The sequence below is a fragment of the Caulobacter sp. FV1ye6ST genome (assembly GCF_058681225.1).
In genome coordinates, this window is the sequence record NZ_CM178733.1 from 1,388,562 (window position 1) to 1,407,336 (window position 18,775).

Annotated in this window: 13 protein-coding genes and 1 pseudogene; 12 read left to right on the top strand and 2 right to left on the bottom strand. The window is 67.6% G+C overall.

Translation table 11 applies throughout. The features are described from left to right. The first annotated feature begins 19 nt into the window (after positions 1–19). Together ACW175_RS06745 and ACW175_RS06750 are read left to right on the top strand one after the other, a co-directional pair. A complete protein-coding gene (locus ACW175_RS06745) occupies positions 20–1,816 on the top strand; it encodes an alpha-amylase family glycosyl hydrolase (RefSeq protein ID WP_492103830.1) in 1,797 nt (598 codons plus the stop codon). Continuing rightward, the gene (locus ACW175_RS06750) at positions 1,795–3,438 is read left to right on the top strand and encodes an alpha-amylase family glycosyl hydrolase (RefSeq protein ID WP_492103831.1); all 1,644 of its coding nucleotides are present in this window, start codon (positions 1,795–1,797) and stop codon (positions 3,436–3,438) included. Before ACW175_RS06745 ends, ACW175_RS06750 begins: the two co-directional genes overlap by 22 nt. On the opposite strand, the gene ACW175_RS06755 is transcribed toward ACW175_RS06750, so the two are convergent. After that, positions 3,435–4,211, bottom strand: a complete 777-nt coding sequence (locus ACW175_RS06755; protein WP_492103832.1) for a COG4705 family protein — start codon at positions 4,209–4,211, stop codon at positions 3,435–3,437. The two genes, ACW175_RS06750 and ACW175_RS06755, sit on opposite strands and share 4 nt — an antisense overlap. A 71-nt stretch (positions 4,212–4,282) precedes the next feature. Continuing rightward, positions 4,283–5,385, bottom strand: a pseudogene (locus ACW175_RS06760) (LacI family DNA-binding transcriptional regulator). 235 nt (positions 5,386–5,620) lie between these two features. Between ACW175_RS06760 and ACW175_RS06765 the strand changes: the two are divergent. The 10 genes from ACW175_RS06765 (at position 5,621) to ACW175_RS06810 (ending at position 18,734) form a co-directional block, all read left to right on the top strand. Continuing rightward, a complete protein-coding gene (locus ACW175_RS06765) occupies positions 5,621–7,123 on the top strand; it encodes an MFS transporter (protein ID WP_492103833.1) in 1,503 nt (500 codons plus the stop codon). 37 nt (positions 7,124–7,160) lie between these two features. Continuing rightward, positions 7,161–9,479, top strand: coding sequence for a glucan 1,4-alpha-glucosidase (locus tag ACW175_RS06770; protein ID WP_492103834.1), 2,319 nt, complete (start codon positions 7,161–7,163; stop codon positions 9,477–9,479). 123 nt (positions 9,480–9,602) lie between these two features. After that, on the top strand, positions 9,603–11,951 hold the full coding sequence (locus ACW175_RS06775; protein ID WP_492103835.1) for a methyl-accepting chemotaxis protein: 2,349 nt from the start codon (positions 9,603–9,605) through the stop codon (positions 11,949–11,951). Positions 11,952–12,015: 64 nt separating this feature from the next. Further along, a complete protein-coding gene (locus ACW175_RS06780) occupies positions 12,016–12,510 on the top strand; it encodes a GAF domain-containing protein (RefSeq protein WP_492104914.1) in 495 nt (164 codons plus the stop codon). A 97-nt stretch (positions 12,511–12,607) separates the two neighbouring features. Next, on the top strand, positions 12,608–13,759 hold the full coding sequence (locus ACW175_RS06785) for a GNAT family N-acetyltransferase (protein WP_492104915.1): 1,152 nt from the start codon (positions 12,608–12,610) through the stop codon (positions 13,757–13,759). Then, complete coding sequence (locus tag ACW175_RS06790) at positions 13,759–14,679, top strand: glycosyltransferase family 2 protein (RefSeq protein ID WP_492103836.1); 921 nt, start codon at positions 13,759–13,761, stop codon at positions 14,677–14,679. The genes ACW175_RS06785 and ACW175_RS06790 overlap by 1 nt, the downstream gene beginning before the upstream one ends. Beyond that, the gene (locus ACW175_RS06795; RefSeq protein ID WP_492103837.1) at positions 14,565–15,590 is read left to right on the top strand and encodes a hypothetical protein; all 1,026 of its coding nucleotides are present in this window, start codon (positions 14,565–14,567) and stop codon (positions 15,588–15,590) included. The genes ACW175_RS06790 and ACW175_RS06795 overlap by 115 nt, the downstream gene beginning before the upstream one ends. Before the next feature lie 67 nt (positions 15,591–15,657). Further along, the gene (locus ACW175_RS06800; protein WP_492103838.1) at positions 15,658–16,182 is read left to right on the top strand and encodes a flavin reductase family protein; all 525 of its coding nucleotides are present in this window, start codon (positions 15,658–15,660) and stop codon (positions 16,180–16,182) included. A 67-nt stretch (positions 16,183–16,249) separates the two neighbouring features. Further along, complete coding sequence (locus ACW175_RS06805; RefSeq protein ID WP_492103839.1) at positions 16,250–17,746, top strand: CoA-acylating methylmalonate-semialdehyde dehydrogenase; 1,497 nt, start codon at positions 16,250–16,252, stop codon at positions 17,744–17,746. A gap of 16 nt (positions 17,747–17,762) precedes the next feature. Then, a complete protein-coding gene (locus tag ACW175_RS06810) occupies positions 17,763–18,734 on the top strand; it encodes a M15 family metallopeptidase (protein WP_492103840.1) in 972 nt (323 codons plus the stop codon). Positions 18,735–18,775: the final 41 nt, after the last annotated feature.

An 18,775-nucleotide genomic window follows, 5' to 3' on the forward strand; every position in this document is an offset into this window, starting at 1 on the left:
TCAGCTAGGGGAGGGAGCGATGTCGGCGTTGACGCCTTGGCGACGAATGTTGCTGGCCATGACGGCGCTAGGCGCGCTGGCCTCGGCCGCCCACGCCTCGCCAGACTCCTTCCGCCTGCGAAAGCCCCAGGATGAAGTGATCTATTTCGTCCTGCCCGATCGCTTCGAGAATGGCGACGCGACCAATGACCACGGCGGACGCAATACGGGGCCGCTGGTCGACGGCTTCGACCCGACGCGGGCCGGCTTTTATCATGGCGGCGATCTGAAAGGCGTGACCCGACGGCTGGACTACATCCAGGGCCTGGGCGCGACGGCCGTGTGGCTGGCGCCGATCTTCAAGAACCAAGCGGTGCAGGGCTCGCCGGGCCACGAGTCGGCGGCGCATCACGGCTACTGGATCACCGACTTCACCGACGTCGATCCGCATTTCGGGACCAGGGCCGATTTCAGGGCGCTGGTGGACGCGGCCCACGCTCGAGGCCTGAAGGTCTATATGGACATCGTCGTGAACCACACGGCCGACGTCATCCGGTACAAGGAATGCCCCGATGGCCGCTGCGCCTATCGCGGCGTCGCGGACTATCCCTATGTCCGCCAGGGCGGCGTCGGCGGTGCGCCCATCAATGCCGGCTTCGACGGCAAGGATTTCACCAGGCTCAAGACGCCGAACTGGGCCTACAGCCCTTTCGTCCCGGCCGGGCAGGAGCACGCCAAGAAGCCCGACTGGCTGAACGACCCGATCTACTATCACAACCGGGGTGACAGCACCTTCGCCGGCGAGAGCTCGTTGCTGGGCGATTTCGCGACCCTGGACGACGTCTTCACCGAGAACCCGCGCGTCGTGCAGGGCTTCATCGAGGTCTACGGTCAGTGGATCGACGACTTCGGGATCGACGGCTTCCGCATCGACACCGCCCGTCACGTGAACCCGGAGTTCTGGCAGGCCTTCGTTCCGGCCATGCTGGCCCGCGCCAGGGCCCGGGGCATCCCGAACTTCCATATCTTCGGCGAGGTGTTCGACGCCGACCCGGCGATCCTGGCCAGCCACACCAGGGTCGACAAGCTGCCGGCGGTGCTGGACTTCGCCTTCCAGTCGGCCGTGACCGACGTCGCCCTGGGCCGGACCGGTACAGACCGTCTGGCCCGCGTCTTCGCCGCCGATCCCGTCTACGAAGGCGGCGAGGCGACCGCGCGTCAGTTGCCGACCTTCCTGGGCAATCACGACATGGGCCGCATCGGCTGGTTCGCGCTGAAGGCCAAGCCAGGCATCGGCGACGACGAACTGCTGGCCCGCGTCACCCTGGCCAACGCCCTGATGCTGACCGCGCGCGGCGTTCCGACGATCTACTACGGCGACGAGCAGGGTTTCACCGGCGACGGCGACTATGCCGACAGCCGCGAGGACATGTTCGAAAGCGGGGTCGCCAGCTACAACGACAACCGCCTGGTCGGCTCGAACGCCAAAGGGCCGCGATCGGCGTTCGGGACCGATGGCGTGCTCTACGGCCGGATCGCCGAACTTTCGAAGCTGCGCGTCGCCACGCCAGCCTTGCGTGGCGGCCGCCAGATCACCCGCGTCGCCAGCGATAAGCCGGGCCTGCTGGCGTTCTCGCGCATTCTGGGCAAGACCGAGGTGCTGGCCGTCTTCAACACCGGCGACCAGCCGCTGAAGGCCAACATCCCGGTCGAGGTAGGCTCCATTTCCTGGCGGGCGCTGCACGGCGCTTGCGTCGGGACCGCCGCCGCGCCGGGCAGCTTTTCGATAGAGCTGAAGCCGCTCGACTACATGATTTGCGTTTCCGAGGGACGATAGTGACAGTGCAGGTTCTGGTTCGCCCCGGTGCGGAGACGTCGATGAGCGGTGAGTGGTGGCGCGGGGCGGTGATCTATCAGGTCTATCCGCGCAGCTTCGCCGACTCGAACGGCGACGGCGTTGGCGACCTGCCGGGGATCAACGCCCATCTCGATCATATCGCCTCGCTGGGCGTCGATGGGGTGTGGCTGTCGCCGTTCTTCACCTCGCCGATGAAGGACTTCGGCTACGACGTCTCGGACTATCGCGACGTCGATCCGATCTTCGGGACCCTGGCCGACTTCGACGCCCTGATCGCCAAGGCCCACGCGCTGGACCTGAAGATCATCATCGACCTGGTGTTCTCGCACACCTCGGAAGAGCACCCCTGGTTCGCCGAGAGCCGCCAGGACCGGGCCAACGCCAGGGCCGACTGGTTCGTCTGGGCCGACGCCAAGATCGATGGCGGCCCGCCCAGCAACTGGCAGTCGGTGTTCGGCGGCCCGGCCTGGACCTGGGACGCCCGCCGCGGCCAGTACTACATGCACAACTTCCTCAGCAGCCAGCCGCAGCTGAACCTGCATAATCCGGCGGTTCAGCAAGCCCTGCTGGCCGTCACCCAGTTCTGGATCGACAAGGGGGTGGACGGCTTCCGCTTCGACGCCATCAACTTCTCGATGCACGATCCGGCCTTCACGGATAACCCCCCGCTGCCGCCGGGCGGCAAGCGCACCCGGCCGTTCGACTTCCAGGACAAGATCCACAACCAGAGCCACGCCGACATCCCGAAGTTCCTATCCCGCATCCGGGCCCTGACCGATGCGGCGGGTGGTCGGTTCTCGGTGGCGGAAGTCGGCGGGGACCACGCGGACCGCGAGATGAAGCTGTTCACGGCCGGCGAGGACCGCCTGAACAGCGCCTACGGCTTCCTCTATCTCTATGCCGACAAGCTGACCGGCGACATGGTCCCCAAGGGCGCGGCCATGTGGCCGGGCGAGGCGGGCGAGGGCTGGCCGTCCTGGACCTTCTCGAACCACGACGCCCCGCGCGCGGTGTCGCGCTGGGCCGAGGGCCGCGACCGCAAGGCCTTCGCCGAGATGTGTCTGCTGCTGCTGATGGGCCTGCGCGGCAATGTCTTCGTCTATCAGGGCGAGGAACTGGGTCTGCCGCAGGCCAACGTCCCGTTCGAGCGCCTCCAGGACCCGGAAGCCATCGCCAACTGGCCCCAGACCCTGGGCCGTGACGGCGCGCGCACGCCGATGCCGTGGGTGGCTGGCGCGATCAACGCCGGCTTCTCGGGTGTCGAGCCCTGGCTGCCGGTCGATCCCGAGCACCTGCCGTTGGCGGTGGACGCTCAGGAGGCCGACCCGACCTCGACCTTGCATGTGGCGCGCCGCCTGATCGGCCTGCGCAAGGCCTATGCCGCGCTGCGCACCGGCGCGATCAGCTTCGTCGACACCAACAGTTCGCTGCTGATCTTCCAGCGCGGGGAGGGGGCGGATGGGGTGCTGCTCGCCTTCAACCTGGGCTTTGAGCCGGTGACCTGGTCGCTGCCCGAAGGCTGGACGATGGTCGATGGTGTCAACCTGGGCGGCGAGGGCGAAATGCCGCCATGCGCCGGGCTGATCGCGCGACGGGCCTAGGTCGCCGGCGCTGCCGCGTGCCTTCCGCTCCGCTGCGGCAGGACGATGATCAGCAGCACGATCGCCGTGGATAGCACCGCCGAGGCGATCGGTCGGCTGAACGCCAGGCCGCCATGGTCATGGGGCTTGTCCAGGAAGTCGCCGACGGCCGCGCCCAGCGGCCGGGTCAGGATGAAGGCTGTCCAGAAGAGGACAATCCGGCTGACCCGGGTCCTGAAATACAGCGCCGCGACGACGACAAGCATGCCGGCGAAGATCAAGGCCGCGCCGACATAGCCCAGGCCCGCCGTGTCCGCCGTCCAGTCGCCGAGCGCCGTTCCCAGGGTCTGGGAGAAGGTGATGGTGATCCAGTAGAAGGTCTCGGCCTTGCGCGACTGGATGTCATCGGCGTCGATCGCGCCCAGGCTCACCCGCCAGGCCGCCAAGGTGGCGACCACGCAGGCCAGCAGCAGCAATGAGCCTCCGGCATAGCCGATCCCGAGCGAGCGCGTCGCCAAGTCGGCCATGGTCGTGCCGGCCGTGGTCGAGGCGATGATCGTCGCCCAATAGAGGAACGGGTGAAAACGCCGCGCCGCGATCTGGCTGGCGGCCAACGCCAGCAGCAGCGCCAGGAAGATGGCGGAGCTGACGAGGTAGCCCAGCGCGAAGGTCATGCTCAGCGTATCGCCGCCGGTCTCGCCCAGCGTCGTCGCCAGGATCTTGATGAGCCAGAAGCCCAGCGTGACGGCGGGAACCTTGCCGGCGGCGGCCTCAAGATCGGTCTTTGGCGTCATCCTGGGTCTCCTGGTCGGGCGCGCGCCGACACCTTAAAGACGGCAGAGTGGACCCTGTCCCTCAGCGGCCACTAACCGCCGCAGCTTTCCCGAATGATCAGGTCCGTCGGCACACGCTCCGATCGGCTAGCGCGCTCGCCGCTGTCGAGCAGCTTCGACACCATCAGGCGTCCCGCCTTATTGGTGTCCTGGGCGATCGTGCTGAGCGCCGGGCTGGCGTAGCGGCTGAAGGGGACGTTGTCGAAACCCATGACCGAGACGTCGCCGGGAACCGACCGGCCGGCGTGCTTCAGGGCGCGCATGGCCCCCAGCGCGATCAGGTCGGAGGCGGCGACGACGCCGTCGAACGCCACGCCGTGGTGGATCAGGCTGTCGACGGCGGCCTCGGCCGACTCGACCTCGAAGTGGGCCGGGACGATCAGGTCGGGATCGACGCCCAGCTTGGCGTGATCAAGGGCGTCCAGATAGCCGCGATGGCGCTGCATGGCCTCCGGCGCCTCGGTGTCGCCGAGGAAGACGATGCGCTTGCGGCCCAGCCGCTGCAGGTGAAGCGTGGCGCGGCGGCCGCCCATGACGTTGTCCGAGCCGACCGAGCAATAGTTCTGATCCGGCAGCTGGGCGCCCCAGACCACGAAGCGGTTCTCGGTCTCGGCCAGGCGGTTGAAGGCCGCGTGCAGCGAGCTCTGCCCCAGGAAAATCACGCCCTCGGCCCGGCTGGTGGTCATGGCCGAGGACAGGTCCTCGAAATTGGTCGGGGCGATGTGGCTGAGAATCACGTCGCAGCCGCGCTCGCGCGCCGCCTCGCCGACGCCGGCCAGCAGCTCGAGGAAGAACGGGTCAGACATGCTGCTGGCGCGGCCTTGCGGACGGGGCGTGACGATGGCGATCGTCGCCTCGGCCCCGATCGGGCCGGCGGGCATGTAGCGGCGGAAGGGATAGTCCATCTCGCGCGCCAGCTTCCAGATCAGTTGCTTGGTGCGCTTGTTGACGGCGGGGCTGTCATTGAGGGCCCGTGACGCGGTCGAGATCGAGACCCCCGCCAGCTTGGCCAGGTCCTCCAGTCGCGTCGCCCCCTTGCTCACCTTACGCTCGTCCCTGTCCGGCTGTTGTTGCTGCAAAGATTTCTGCAAACTTTTTCAGAGGTCCATAAGGCGCCGTTCGAAGGCGTTTGCAAGTCGGCCAGGGTGGAAACCGACTTGAAAACTCCTGCAAATATGAATGCAAGCTCTGCTTCACCGAGCGTGGGTTTAGAAGGGTGGGGTGCAAGGGTGTCGCGCTATAAGGCAATAAAACTTGGATTTTTCGTTGCGTAGCCTACCGGCGCATGCGCAAATACGCGCCACCACGATTTATGAAAAAACTTGCGAACCAGTCGGGCCAACCGGCGGTCGGAGCGGGGCGGAGGACCGATGGCCAGGCAGAGGCTCAGTTTCCTGCAGATCTGGAACATGTGCTTTGGCTTCTTCGGAATCCAGATCGGTTTCGGCCTGCAAAACGCCAACACCAGCCGCATCTTCCAGACCCTGGGCGTCGATGTGAACCATCTGGCGATCCTGTGGATCGCCGCGCCGGCCACGGGCCTGCTGGTCCAGCCGATCATCGGTCATCTGTCCGACAAGACCTGGGGGCGCATGGGCCGCCGCCGGCCGTACTTCTTCTGGGGCGCGATCCTCACCACCCTGGCCCTGTTCGTCATGCCCAACGCCCCGGCGCTGTGGGTGGCGGCCGGCGCGCTGTGGCTGATGGACGCCTCGATCAACATCACCATGGAGCCGTTCCGGGCCTTCGTCGGCGACAACCTGCCCGACGAGCAGCGGGCGACCGGCTACGCGATGCAGAGCTTCTTCATCGGCCTGGGCGCGGTGCTGGCCTCGGCCTTGCCGTGGATGCTGACCAACTGGCTTCATGTGTCCAATACGGCCCCGGCGGGGCAGATCCCTGACGCCGTGCGGATCGCCTTCTATGCCGGCGGCGCGGTCTTGCTGCTGGCCGTGATGTGGACCGTGTTCACGACCAAGGAATACACGCCCGAACAACTTGAAGCGTTCGAGGCGGCCGAGTTCGACAACGGCGTCCACGAGACCCCCGAGCCCTCGGTCAACGCCTATATCGGCCTGGCTCTCGGCGGCTTGATGGGCGGGGTGGTTCTGGCCCTGATCGTCTGGGGGGCGAAGCTGGAGAAGGAGCTCTACGTCCTGGCCGGCCTTTTGGCCGTGTTCGGCGTGGCGGGGATCGTCGGCGTTCGCCTCAAGCGGCGAGGCATGACGCAGAACGGCTTTTCCGAAGTGCTGGACGACTTCTTCCGCATGCCCCGGACCATGCGCCAGCTGGCGGTCGTGCAGTTCTTCTCGTGGTTTGGCCTGTTCGCCATGTGGATCTACACGACGCCCGCCGTGGCGGCGGTCCACTTCCACGCCGTCGACGCGACGTCCAAGGCCTACAACGAGGGCGCCGACTGGGTCGGCGTGTTGTTCGCCGTCTACAACGGGGTCGCGGCCCTGGCGGCCCTGGTCATCCCGCTGATGGTCCAGGCGACCAGCCGCAAGGTCAGTCACGCCGTCTGCCTTTTGCTCGGCGCCTTGGGTCTGCTGTCGTTCCTGCTGATCCGCGAGCCGGGGATGCTGTGGATCGGCATGATCGGCGTAGGCTTCGCCTGGAGCTCGATCCTGTCGGCCCCGTACTCGATCCTGGCCGGCGCTCTGCCCGCCCGGAAGATGGGCGTCTACATGGGCATCTTCAATTTCTTCATCGTCATCCCGCAGCTGCTGGCCGCGACGGTGCTGGGCCTGCTGCTGAAGAGCTTCTTCGGCGGCCAGGCGATCTACGCTCTGGTGCTGGGCGCGTTGTCCTTGGCCATCGCCGCCGCCACGACCTTCCTCGTCCGCGATCGTGTCGCCGGCGAGCCCGCCTGATCCTCCCTTTCCCTTCCAGCCTGACGAGGTCCTCGCCATGCGCCGCCTGAAACTTCTCGCCCTGGCCTCGGCCGCCGTCTCCTCCGTCGGGAGCGCCTACGCGGCCGCGCCGACCACCTGGGCCTATTCCGCCAAGACGGGGGTCGGCGCGTCCTACGAGGCCTATGTCGACGGGGCCTACAAGGCCGGCGGCAAGACCGGGGCGGTGTCCAAGGTCTGGTTCTCGATCGCCGACGGCGTGCTGACCGAGACCATGTATGGCCTGATCCACGAGGCCCAGATCAAGCAGATGCGCATCGCCGTTGAGACCACGACGGGCCTGGCGGTCGAGGGCGCGGACACCACGTCGAAGACCGAATATCTGCACGTCGACGGCATGGGTCGTCCGCTGTCGCCGGCCTACAAGATCACCACCACCGACAAGCAGGGTCGCTTCGTCATCGAGAAGCGGATCTTCACCGATCCCGACCGCGACAGCCTGTTCGTGCGGGTGACGGTCAAGGCGCTGAAGGGGGCGGTCACGCCGACTCTCGTGCTGGAGCCGCACATGGCCAATACCGGCGGCGGCGACACGGGCGTGGCCTCGCGCGCGGCGCTCACAGCCTTCGAGGGCAAGGCTTTCCTCAGCTTGAAGGGGACCAAGCCCTTCGCCAAGGCTTCAGCCAGCGTGCTGAGGGACAATGACGCGCTGCTGGGCCTGAAGGCCACGACGACCTCGGCCAAGGGCGCGATCGTGCTGACCGGCCTACTGCCCGCCGTGGGCAAGGAAACGACCTTCGACTTCGCCATCGGCTTTGGCCCCGACGCCAAGGCCGCCGACGCGAGCGCCGCCGCCACGCTGAAGACCGGCTATGCCGAGGTGCTGGCCCGCTACAACGGCGAGGGCGCGCGGGTGGGCTGGGAAGACTATCTCGCCTCGCTGACCGAGCTGCCGCGCCTGCGCGAGGCGTCGGAAGACGGGGGCAAGCTGGTCCAGGCCTCCGCCCTGATGCTGAAGGTCCAGGAAGACCGCACCCACGCCGGGGCCCTGATCGCCTCGCTGTCGAACCCGTGGGGCGACACGGTGGACGCCACCCAGTCCTCGACCGGCTACAAGGCGGTGTGGCCGCGCGACTTCTACCAGTGCGCCATGGCGTTGGCGGCCCTGGGCGACAAGGAGACGCCGCTGGCGGCCTTCCACTATCTGCCGACCGTGCAGGTCGGGCCAAAGACGCCGGGCAATAAGGGCGACGGCGGCTGGTTCCTGCAGAAGTCGCACGTGGACGGCACGCCCGAATGGGTCGGCGTCCAGCTGGACCAGACCGCCATGCCGATCATGCTGGGCTGGAAGCTCTGGAAGCTGGGCTGGCTCTCCGACGCCGACCTCAAGACCTTCTACGGCAGGATGCTGAAGCCGGCCGCCGACTTCCTGGTCAAGGGCGGAAAGGTCGACCTGGGCTGGAACCGCGGCACGATCATCCCGCCGTTCACCCAGCAGGAGCGCTGGGAAGAGCAGGGCGGTTATTCGCCCTCGACGACCGCCGCCGTGATCGCGGGTCTGGTCGTGGCCGGCGACATCGCCGAGGCCGCTGGCGACACGGTTTCCGCGCAGATCTACCGCGGGACCGCCGACGACTATTCCAGCAAGGTCGAGGCCCGCATGGTCACGACCAAGGGCGCGTTCGGCGACGGCCACTACTATCTGCGTCTCAACAGCGACCAGGACCCGGACAACAAGAGCCCGGTCGAGGAACGCAATGGCCAGGCGGCCGTACCCGAGGACCAGATGCTGGACGCCGGCTTCCTGGAGCTGGTCCGCTACGGCGTGCGCCGCGCCGACGATCCGGCCATCGTCGCGACCCTGCCCAAGGTGGACGACGAGTCGATGCAGGATCTCTATCGCGTCCGCTACAGCTTCACGTTCCCGGGCGTCGAGGGGACCTTCCCCGGGTGGCGCCGCTACGGCGTCGACGGCTATGGCGAGGACATCAAGAGCGGCGCCAACTATGGCGCGGGCGGCAAGATGGCGCCGGGGCAGCGCGGTCGGGTGTGGCCCATCTTCACCGGCGAGCGCGGCCATTACGAACTGGCTCTGGCCGGCGTGTCGGGCAAGCCCGACGCCGCGTCCCTCAAGAGGATCCGCGACACCTATGTCCGCGCCATGGAGCTGTTCGCCAACGAAGGCCTGCTGATCCCCGAGCAGGTCTGGGACGGCGTCGGCGCCGAAAGCCCGCACGGCTACGTGCGCGGCGAGGGAACCGACAGCGCCACGCCGCTGGCCTGGAGCCACGCCGAGTACGTCAAGCTGCTGCGCTCGGTCAGCGACGGGCAGGTCTGGGACAGCTACGCGCCTGTGAGGGCCCGTTTCTCACGCTAGGGCAGGCGGCCAGGGTGCGCGGATTGTCGCACTCGTGCGTGTCCGCGGCATGGTTAACGGGGCCTTTAGGATTCGACCGCGAGAAAGGGTTAATCGCCCTTCTCGCGGCCGGAGACCTTTCAAATGACCGCCTTCCGTCGGTTGACCATCGCCTGGAAACTGATCCTGGTGGCGGGTCTGGCGATCGGCTTCCTGCTCATCGCCGCGGCGGTGGCGGTGTCGTCGCACACCAGCGCGATCGTTTCGGGCCTGACCAACCGCTACGCCGGCGCGGTCGCCGACGATGCGATCCAGAGCGTCCAGGCCGACATCGGCAAGGTTCAGGCCACGACCCGGTCGATGGCCGTCTCTATCGGGGCCGCCCATGAAGCGGGCATGACCGACCGGGCCACGGTCGTCCAGATGCTGAAGCCGAACGCCGAGTCCTCGGCCATGGTGCTGGGCAGCTGGTACATGGCCGAGCCCAACGCCTTCGACGGCAAGGACGCCGAGTTTGTCGGCAACACCGCGTCGGGCTCCAACAAGGCCGGCAACTTCTCGCCGTACTGGGTGCACGACGGCGACAAGGTGATCTTCCAGCCGCTGGACCAGGGCAACGAATACGCCGAGCCCTACTACGCCATCCCCAAGCGGACGGGGAAGTCGACCGTCGTCGAGCCCTATTCCTACGACGTGGCCGGCAAGTCGGTGCTGATGACCTCGGTCGTCTATCCGGTGTTCTCACACGGCCAGTTCATAGGCGCGGCCGGTCTCGACATGGCGCTGGACAGCGTGTCCAAGACCCTCGGCGCGCTCAAGCCGCTAGGCGGTGGTCGGGTGATGATGCTGTCGCCGAGCGGCAAGTGGATCGCCCATCCCGATCCGGCCAAGCGCACCCAGCCATATTCCGACGTCGGCGCCGACCAGTTGCAGAGCGTCCTGGCCGGCGGCGCGGCCGTCGAGGTCAAGGGCGTGATCGACGACGGCGTGCCGATGGCCCGCATCATCCGACCCGTGCCGATCCCGGCGCTGAACACCACCTGGGCCCTGGTGATGGACGTGCCGGTGGCCGCCATTACCGGTCCGGCCGACCGACTGGCCAAGATCCTGTTCATCGGCGGGCTGGTGATCACCGCCGCCGTGCTGGCCGCGCTGTTCTTCGCCAGCGCCGCCCTGGTCAAGAAGCCGCTGACGGGCCTGACCCGTAGCGTCGATAAGCTGAGCGCCGGCCGCTATGATGAGGCCGTCCCCGGCGTCGACGGCGGGGACGAGATCGGCGCCATCGCCCGCGCCCTGGACGGCTTCCGGCACGATCTCGCCGACGGCCAGCGCCGTCGGGCCGAGCAGGAGGCCGAGCGCGCCGCCGCGGAGATCGAGCGCCAGCGCCACGAGCAGGAGGCCAAGGCCTTCGCCGCCGCCCAGGCCAAGGCCGTCTCCAGCCTTGGCGAAGGCATGGAGCGCCTAGCCGACGGTGATCTGATCTGGCGCATGCGCGAGGACGACTTCAGCGGCGACGCGGCCAAGATGCCGCGAGACTTCAACGCCGCCGTCGAGAGCCTGCAGGCGACCATGACCGGCATCCTGACCGCCGCGCGCAGCATCCGCGGCGGTTGCGCCGAGATCAGCAACGCCGCCGACGACCTTTCGCAGCGGACGGAACGTCAGGCCGCCGGCCTGGAGCAGACCGCTGCGGCCCTCGACCAGATCACCGCCACGGTGAAGCGCAGCTCGGAAGGCGCCGAGCGCGCCCGCCTGGTGACGATCAGCGCCAAGGCCGCCGCCGAACGTAGCGGCGCGGTCGTGAAGGAAGCCGTCCAGGCCATGGGTGGCATCGAAAAGTCCTCGCAGTCGATCACCCAGATCATCGGCGTCATCGACGAGATCGCCTTCCAGACCAACCTGCTGGCGCTGAACGCCGGCGTCGAGGCCGCCCGCGCCGGCGACGCCGGTCGTGGTTTCGCGGTGGTCGCTCAGGAAGTGCGGGCCCTGGCCCAACGCTCGGCCGACGCGGCCAAGGAGATCAAGGGCCTGATCCGCGCCTCCAGCGACGAGGTGGGCAAGGGCGTCAAGCTGGTCGGCGAGACCGGCGAGACCCTGGCGCAGATCCTCACCCAGGTGGCCGAGATCAACGAGCTGGTCGGCGAGATCGCCTCGTCCTCCAAGGAGCAGGCCGTGGGCCTGGCCGAGGTGAATCAGGCCGTGAACCAGATGGACCAGGTCACCCAGCAGAACGCCGCCATGGTCGAACAGTCGACGGCCGCCAGCCACGCGCTCTCGACCGAAGCGGCTGAACTGGAACGTCTGATTGGCCGCTTCCAGGTCGGGGCGGTCGTCCACGAACTGCCCGCCCGCGCCGAACGTCGCCCGGCGGCTACGGTTCAGCGTCCGGCGGCGGCTCCGACCCGCGAGAGCTTCCGCCAGCGCTACGTGCAGGGGGCGAATGCCTTGAAGGTCCAGCCGAACTCGCGTCCGGGCGAGTGGGAGGAATTCTGAGGGACCGGCATGCGTGACGATCACGCCCTCTGACATCCGCCGCCGGCCGCGCTATATCCCCGCCATGGCCGAAGCGTTCAACGACATCACCCTCTCCGCCGACAAGGCGACCCGCTATGCCGAGGTCGCCGACGAGATCGCGTCCGTGCTGGACGGCGAGCCCAACGTCACCGCTCGCATGGCGACGGTGGCCTCGATGCTGGCCAACAGCTTCGATCACTATTTCTGGACTGGCTTCTACGTCGTGGATCCCACCAAGGAGCGCGAACTGGTGGTCGGGCCCTATCAGGGCACGCTGGGCTGCCTGCGCATCGCCTACGGGCGCGGCGTCTGTGGCGCGGCGGCGGCGACGGGCGAGACCCAGCTTGTTCCGGATGTCCACGCCTTCCCGGGTCACATCGCCTGCGACAGCCGCTCGGAGAGCGAGATCGTCGTGCCGGTCTTTGGTCCCGACGGCCAGTTGATCGCGGTGTTCGACGTCGACTCCGACAAGCCGGCCTCGTTCGACGCCACCGACCAGCTATGGCTGGAGAAGATCCTCAAGACCACGTTTGCATAGGTCGGGCGCAACCCTGTCGGGAACCCTTCGCATGGCCCGCTGATTGCAGGCCCAGGTCCATCTTTCCCTAACCCGAGCCGGAGTAGGACAGGTGGACATGTTGGACGTCGAGACCCTGCACCCGAGCCTGCTGAGCGCCGAAGACGTGACGCTATGGCGGAGCCTGGCCGCTGCCCAGGCGGGTTTCGGCAATCCGCTGCTGGGTCCTGACTTCGCACAAGCCATTGGAAATGTTCGGGAAGATGCCCGCGTCGCGGTGGTTCGCCGCGCCGGTCAGGCCCTGGGCTTCCTGGCCTATCACCGTCGCCCCGGCGGCTTGGCGCGACCGATCGGTTCGCCGCTGTCGGACTATCACGGCCTGGTGGCGCGTCCCGATGCGGGACTTGATCTGGGACAGGTGCTGCGCGCCGCCGACATCTCGGTGTTCCGCTACACCGGCCTCATCGATCCGAACGGCCTGTTCCCGGCCGCGCCGGAGACCGATCGCACGGCCTATCTGATCGACCTCTCCGGCACGACCGCCGAGGCCTATCTGGAGGCCATCCGCGCCGCGAGCCCCAAGAAGATCAAGAACTACCGGCGCCTGGACAACAAGCTGGATCGCGAGGTCGGACCCGTGCGCCTGGTCGCCGGCGACGTCTCGCGCGAGGCCTTCAACCAGCTGATCGACTGGAAGCGCGAGCAACTTGAGCGCACCGGCGCCCACGACTTCCTGCGCGCGGACTGGACCCGTGAGCTGATCGCCGACCTGTTCGCGCGTCGCTCGGACGATTTTCGCGGGCTGATGATCAACCTCTATGCCGGCGACACGCTGATCGGCGGTCACTTCGGCGTTCGCTTGGGCGACGTCTATCACCCGTGGATCGCCTCGACCTCGCCGGAGCACGCCGCCTGGTCGCCGGGCCAGATATTCTTCCTGCGCGCCATCGCGGCGATGCCTGAACTAGGCCTCAGCCGCTACGACCTTGGTCCCGGCCATGATCACTACAAGCGCGCCTACGGACTCAACACAGTGACGATCGGCGAGGGCGCCGCGACGGCGGCCACGATCGGCGGCCGCATGGCGCTGTCGATCGAGAACGCCTGGACGATGGCCGGCGCCCATGGCGCGGGTCCGGTCGGACGCCTGCGCCGCCGGATGGACGCCATCGCCAGCACCGAACTGACCATCTCGGGCCGCGTGCGCGACTTCGTGGGCGCCGTGGCCTCGCGAGCGCACCGCCGCCCGGGGGACCATCCGGAGGCCTGATGACGCGCGTAACGATCATGATCCCGACGCAGCGACGTCCCGACGGCCTGGCCGTCGCGGCGCGCTCGGTGTTCGGCCAGACCGGCGTCGACTTCGCCGAACTGGAGCTGGTGATCGTCGACAACGACCAGGTCCCGTCCGCCAAGCCCCTCGCCGACGACCTGGCCAGGATCGCGCCGTTCCCGGTGATCTACGTGCATGAGAAGCGCCCCGGCGTCGCCTTCGCCCGCAACGCCGGCATGGCCCGCGCCTCGGGCGACTTCATCGCCTTCCTGGACGACGACGAGGAGGCCCCGGCGGGCTGGCTGGCGGCGCTGCTGGCGGCGCGGACCCGGTACGACGCCGACGTGGTGTTCGGGCCGGTGAAGACCCGCGCGCCGGACCACATCGTCGCGCACCGCGACTATCTGGAGCGGTTCTTCTCGCGCGAAGGCCCGGCCGAGGCTGGCGTTCTGGATCACTATTACGGCTGCGGCGACAGCCTGATCCGTCGCGCCGCCCTGCCGGATCCGGTCTCGCCGTTCGCGGTAGAGCGCAACCACATCGGCGGCGAGGACGACATGCTGTTCGGCCACATGAAGGCGGCCGGCGCGCGCTTCGCCTGGGAACCCGCGGCCTGGGTCTGGGAGGAGCCCGTGCCCAGCCGCATGAATCTTCGCTACACGATCGCCCGCGCCTTCGCCTACGGCCAGGGCCCGACCTCGCACTGCGCCGCGGCGACGCCGCGCGACAATCTGGGCGTCGCCCGCTGGATGCTCATTGGCCTCGGTCAAGCCGCCGCCTTTGGCCTGCTGGCCGGTTTCAAGTGGCTGACCCGCGCCAAGGATCGCGCCGAATGGCTGGACCGCGCCGCGCGGGGCCTGGGCAAGACCTTCTGGTGGGGGCCCTTCAAGATCCATTTCTACGGGAGGACCGCATGAGCGTGATCACCGACTGGACGGCGGACAAGGCCAAGGCCTTCGGTCGCGAGAACCTGACGTTCAAGCACGCCCTGCACGAGCGTCCGATGTTCGACGACGAGGGCCTGGCGCGCCTGCTGGACCAGTATCCGCGCGACAAGCTGGGTGTCTTCACCATGGGCGAGGATCCCAAGGCCTGGACTACCTGGCGCAAGGGCTCGGCCGGCAATCTGACCGGCGACCAACTGCTGGAAGGGGCCAAGACCGGCCGCATCTGGCTGAACCTGCGCCAGACCAACGATCACGTGCCGGAATACGCCGCCCTGGCCGATGAGATTTTCGCCGACAAGGAAGCCCACGTCCCGGGTCTGAAGACCTTCAAGCGCGATGTCGGCATGCTGATCTCCAGCGCCAGCGCCCAGGTCTTCTACCATCTCGACGTGCCGCTGGTGTCGCTGTGGCAGATCCGCGGCGAGAAGAAGGTCTGGGTCTATCCGGTGGCCGACCCCTATGTCGGCGACCTGGCCCTGGAGAAGATCGTCCTGCGCGAGACCGCCGAGCAGTTCGCCTTCGAGCCGGAATGGGACAAGGGGGCGCACGAGGTGAGCCTGACGCCGGGCAACATGGTCACCTGGAAGCAGAACGCCCCGCATCGGATCGAGAACGGGCCGATGCTGAACGTCTCGATCTCGATCGAATTCATGACCCCGCCGGCCCTGATGCGCGCCAATGTCATCTACGCCAACGGCGTGCTGCGCCGGCGCATGGGCATGAGCCCGCGCGTGCAGAGCGGCTTTGGTCCAAAGGCTTTGGGCAAGCTGGCCGTGGCGCGCGGGGCTAAGGCGCTGGGCTTGCAGACGCCGCACGTGCGCCACCTGCCGGTCACCTTCGGCCTGGATGCGGCGCGGCCGGGCGTTTTGGTCGAGCGCTGAGGATCCTGCCCCAGCAGGGGGGATCTAAGTCTTGCCGACCGTCGATCTTTCCCGCACTGCTTAGCCAATGAGTAAAGCGGTTACGATCGAATTGGGGGAGGGCGCCGAGCACGACGCCCGGGCCCTGCGCGACGCCTTTGGATGCTTCACGACCGGGGTGACGGTGATCACCACTGTCCGCGACGACGGGCGCAGGGTCGGGCTGACGGCCAATTCCTTCACCTCGGTGTCGCTGGACCCGCCCCTGGCCCTGGTCTGCGTCGACCTGAAGTCGTCCAGCCTGTCGTCGCTGGACGCGGCCGGCCGCTGGGCGGTCAATGTGCTGCACGCCGAGCACCAGGCCCTGGCCCGCCAGTTCGTCCAGAAGGACACCGACCGCTTCGCCGGCATCGAGACCGAGACCTGGCGCACCGGCGTGCCGATCCTTCCGGGCTGCATGGCCAATTTCGAGTGCGAGACGCACCACGTCTTCGACGCCGGCGATCACCGGGTCTATGTCGGGCGGGTGGTCAAGTTGCGCTACGACCCCGACCACGAGCCGCTGGTCTATCTGCAAGGCCGGTTCCGTCGCGTCCACGTGGACGCCGAGTAGGATTTCGCGCGATACGGCGTGAACCTTGGATGCTATTGACGCGCAAAACAGCGTTAGGGAGCGCATCATGCGAGATATCGCCCATTTCGTGAACGGTCAGACCCTGGCCGGAGCCTCCGGCCGCTTCGGCGACGTCTTCAACCCCAACACCGGCGAGGTCCAGGCCCGCGTCCAGTTCGCGACCGACGCCGAACTCGACGCCGCCGTGCAGGTCGCCGCCAAGGCGCAGATCGGTTGGGCCGCCACCAACCCGCAGCGCCGCGCGCGGGTGATGTTCGAGTTCAAGCGCCTGATCGAGCGCGACATGAACACCCTGGCGGAGATCCTGTCGTCCGAGCACGGTAAGGTCATCGCCGACAGCAAGGGTGATATCCAGCGCGGCCTTGAGGTCATCGAGTTCGCCTGCGGCATCCCCCACATCCTCAAGGGTGAGTACACCGAAGGCGCCGGTCCCGGCATCGACGTCTATTCGATGCGTCAGCCGTTGGGCGTCTGCGCGGGCATCACCCCGTTCAACTTCCCGGCCATGATCCCGATGTGGATGTTCGGCATCAGCATCGCGGTGGGCAACACCTTCATCCTAAAGCCGTCGGAGAAGGATCCGACGGTGCCGGTCAAGCTGGCCGAGCTGATGATGGAAGCCGGCGCCCCGGCGGGTGTTCTGAACGTCGTCCATGGCGACAAGAGCGCCGTCGACGCCATCTTGACCCATCCGCTGATCCGCGCGGTCAGCTTCGTCGGCAGTTCCGACATCGCTCACTATGTCTACCAGACCGGAACGGCGCACGGGAAACGCGTCCAGGCCATGGGCGGGGCCAAGAACCACGGCATTGTCCTGCCCGACGCGGACATGGACCAGGTCGTCAAGGACCTGTCCGGCGCGGCCTTCGGTTCGGCCGGCGAGCGTTGCATGGCCCTGCCGGTGGTGGTGCCCGTGGGCAAGGCCACGGCCGACGAACTGCGCGAGCGCATGGTCGCCGAGATCGCCACCCTTAAGGTCGGCGTGTCCACCGACCTCGACGCCCACTACGGCCCGGTGGTCAGCGCCGCGCATCGCGACAAGATCGCCGACTACATCCGCATCGGCCAGGAAGAGGGCGCCGAGCTGGTCGTCGACGGTCGCGACTTCCAGCTGCAGGGCTTCGAGAAGGGCTTCTTCATCGGCCCGTCGTTGTTCGATGGCGTCAAGAAGGGCATGAAGACCTACCAGGAGGAGATCTTCGGTCCGGTGCTGCAGATCGTCCGCGCCGAGAGCTTCGAGGAGGCCGTGGCCCTGCCGTCGGAGCACCAGTACGGCAACGGCGTCGCGATCTTCACCCGCAACGGCCGCGCGGCCCGCGAGTTCGCCGCCAGCGTCAATGTCGGCATGGTCGGCATCAACGTGCCGATCCCGGTGCCGGTGGCCTATCACACCTTCGGCGGCTGGAAGCGCTCGGCCTTTGGCGACACCAACCAGCACGGCGTCGAGGGCGTGAAGTTCTACACCAAGGTCAAGACGGTGACCGCCCGCTGGCCCGAAGGCGAGGTGGGGGACTCCAGCTTCGTCATTCCAACGATGAAGTAGATATTGGGAGGCGGTGATGCGCGGTCTGGTTCGACGATCCTTCCTGTCCATCACCGCCGCCGGGCTGCTGGCCCCGGCCGCGTTCAGCCAGACGAAGGCTGAATGGTCGGCCATCGGCCAGTACGGCGACAAGGCCGCGCCCTTCACCGTCTTCGAGAAGGACGGCGCGCTGCACATCGACGGCGAGGGCTTCAACTCCGCCCGCCTGACGGCGTCAGGCGGTGGTGGCTACGCGGTCGCCGGCGGCGGAGAATTGTTGCTTGAGACGGGCGCGGTGCGCCTGAACGGCAAGACCCTAGCGTTCCACGACTTCGGGGCCGAGATGCGGGAGCGGATCCACAAGGCGGTGCGCGCCGATCCGGTCAGCCTTCGCCAACGGGCCCTGGCCGCCACGCCGCCGGTCGAGCAGGGCGAGCATCTCCCGTCCGACCTCGTCGACGTGACGACCATCGATCCGGAGATCAAGCTCGACATCCGGTACGCGGGTCCTGATAACTTCATGGGCATTCCGCTCTACGAGAAGCCGGCCGTGTACATGCAGCGACCGGCGGCGCAGGCGCTCGGGCGGGTCCATAAGGCGCTGGCGGCCAAGGGCTATGGCCTGCTGATCCACGACGCCTATCGGCCCTGGTACGTGACCTGGATGTTCTGGGAGGCCACCCCGTCCGAGGACCACGCGTTCGTCGCCGACCCGGCGCAGGGCTCGCGGCACAATCGCGGCTGCGCGGTCGACCTGACCCTGTACGACCTGAAGACCGGCCAGGCCGTCGAAATGCCCGGCGGTTACGACGAGTTCTCGACCCGCTCCTACGCCGACTTCGTGGGCGGCACGACGGCGCAGCGGGCTCGGCGCGCGATCCTGCGCCAGGCGATGGAGGCCGAGGGCTTCACCGTCTATCCCGAGGAGTGGTGGCACTTCGACTACCGCGACTGGAAGCGCTATCCGATCGGGACGAAGACCTTCACGGAGCTGGGGGCGGCCGCCTGAGGGGGCTGGCGGATCGCCCGAAGATTGTGGTGTGATCGCTC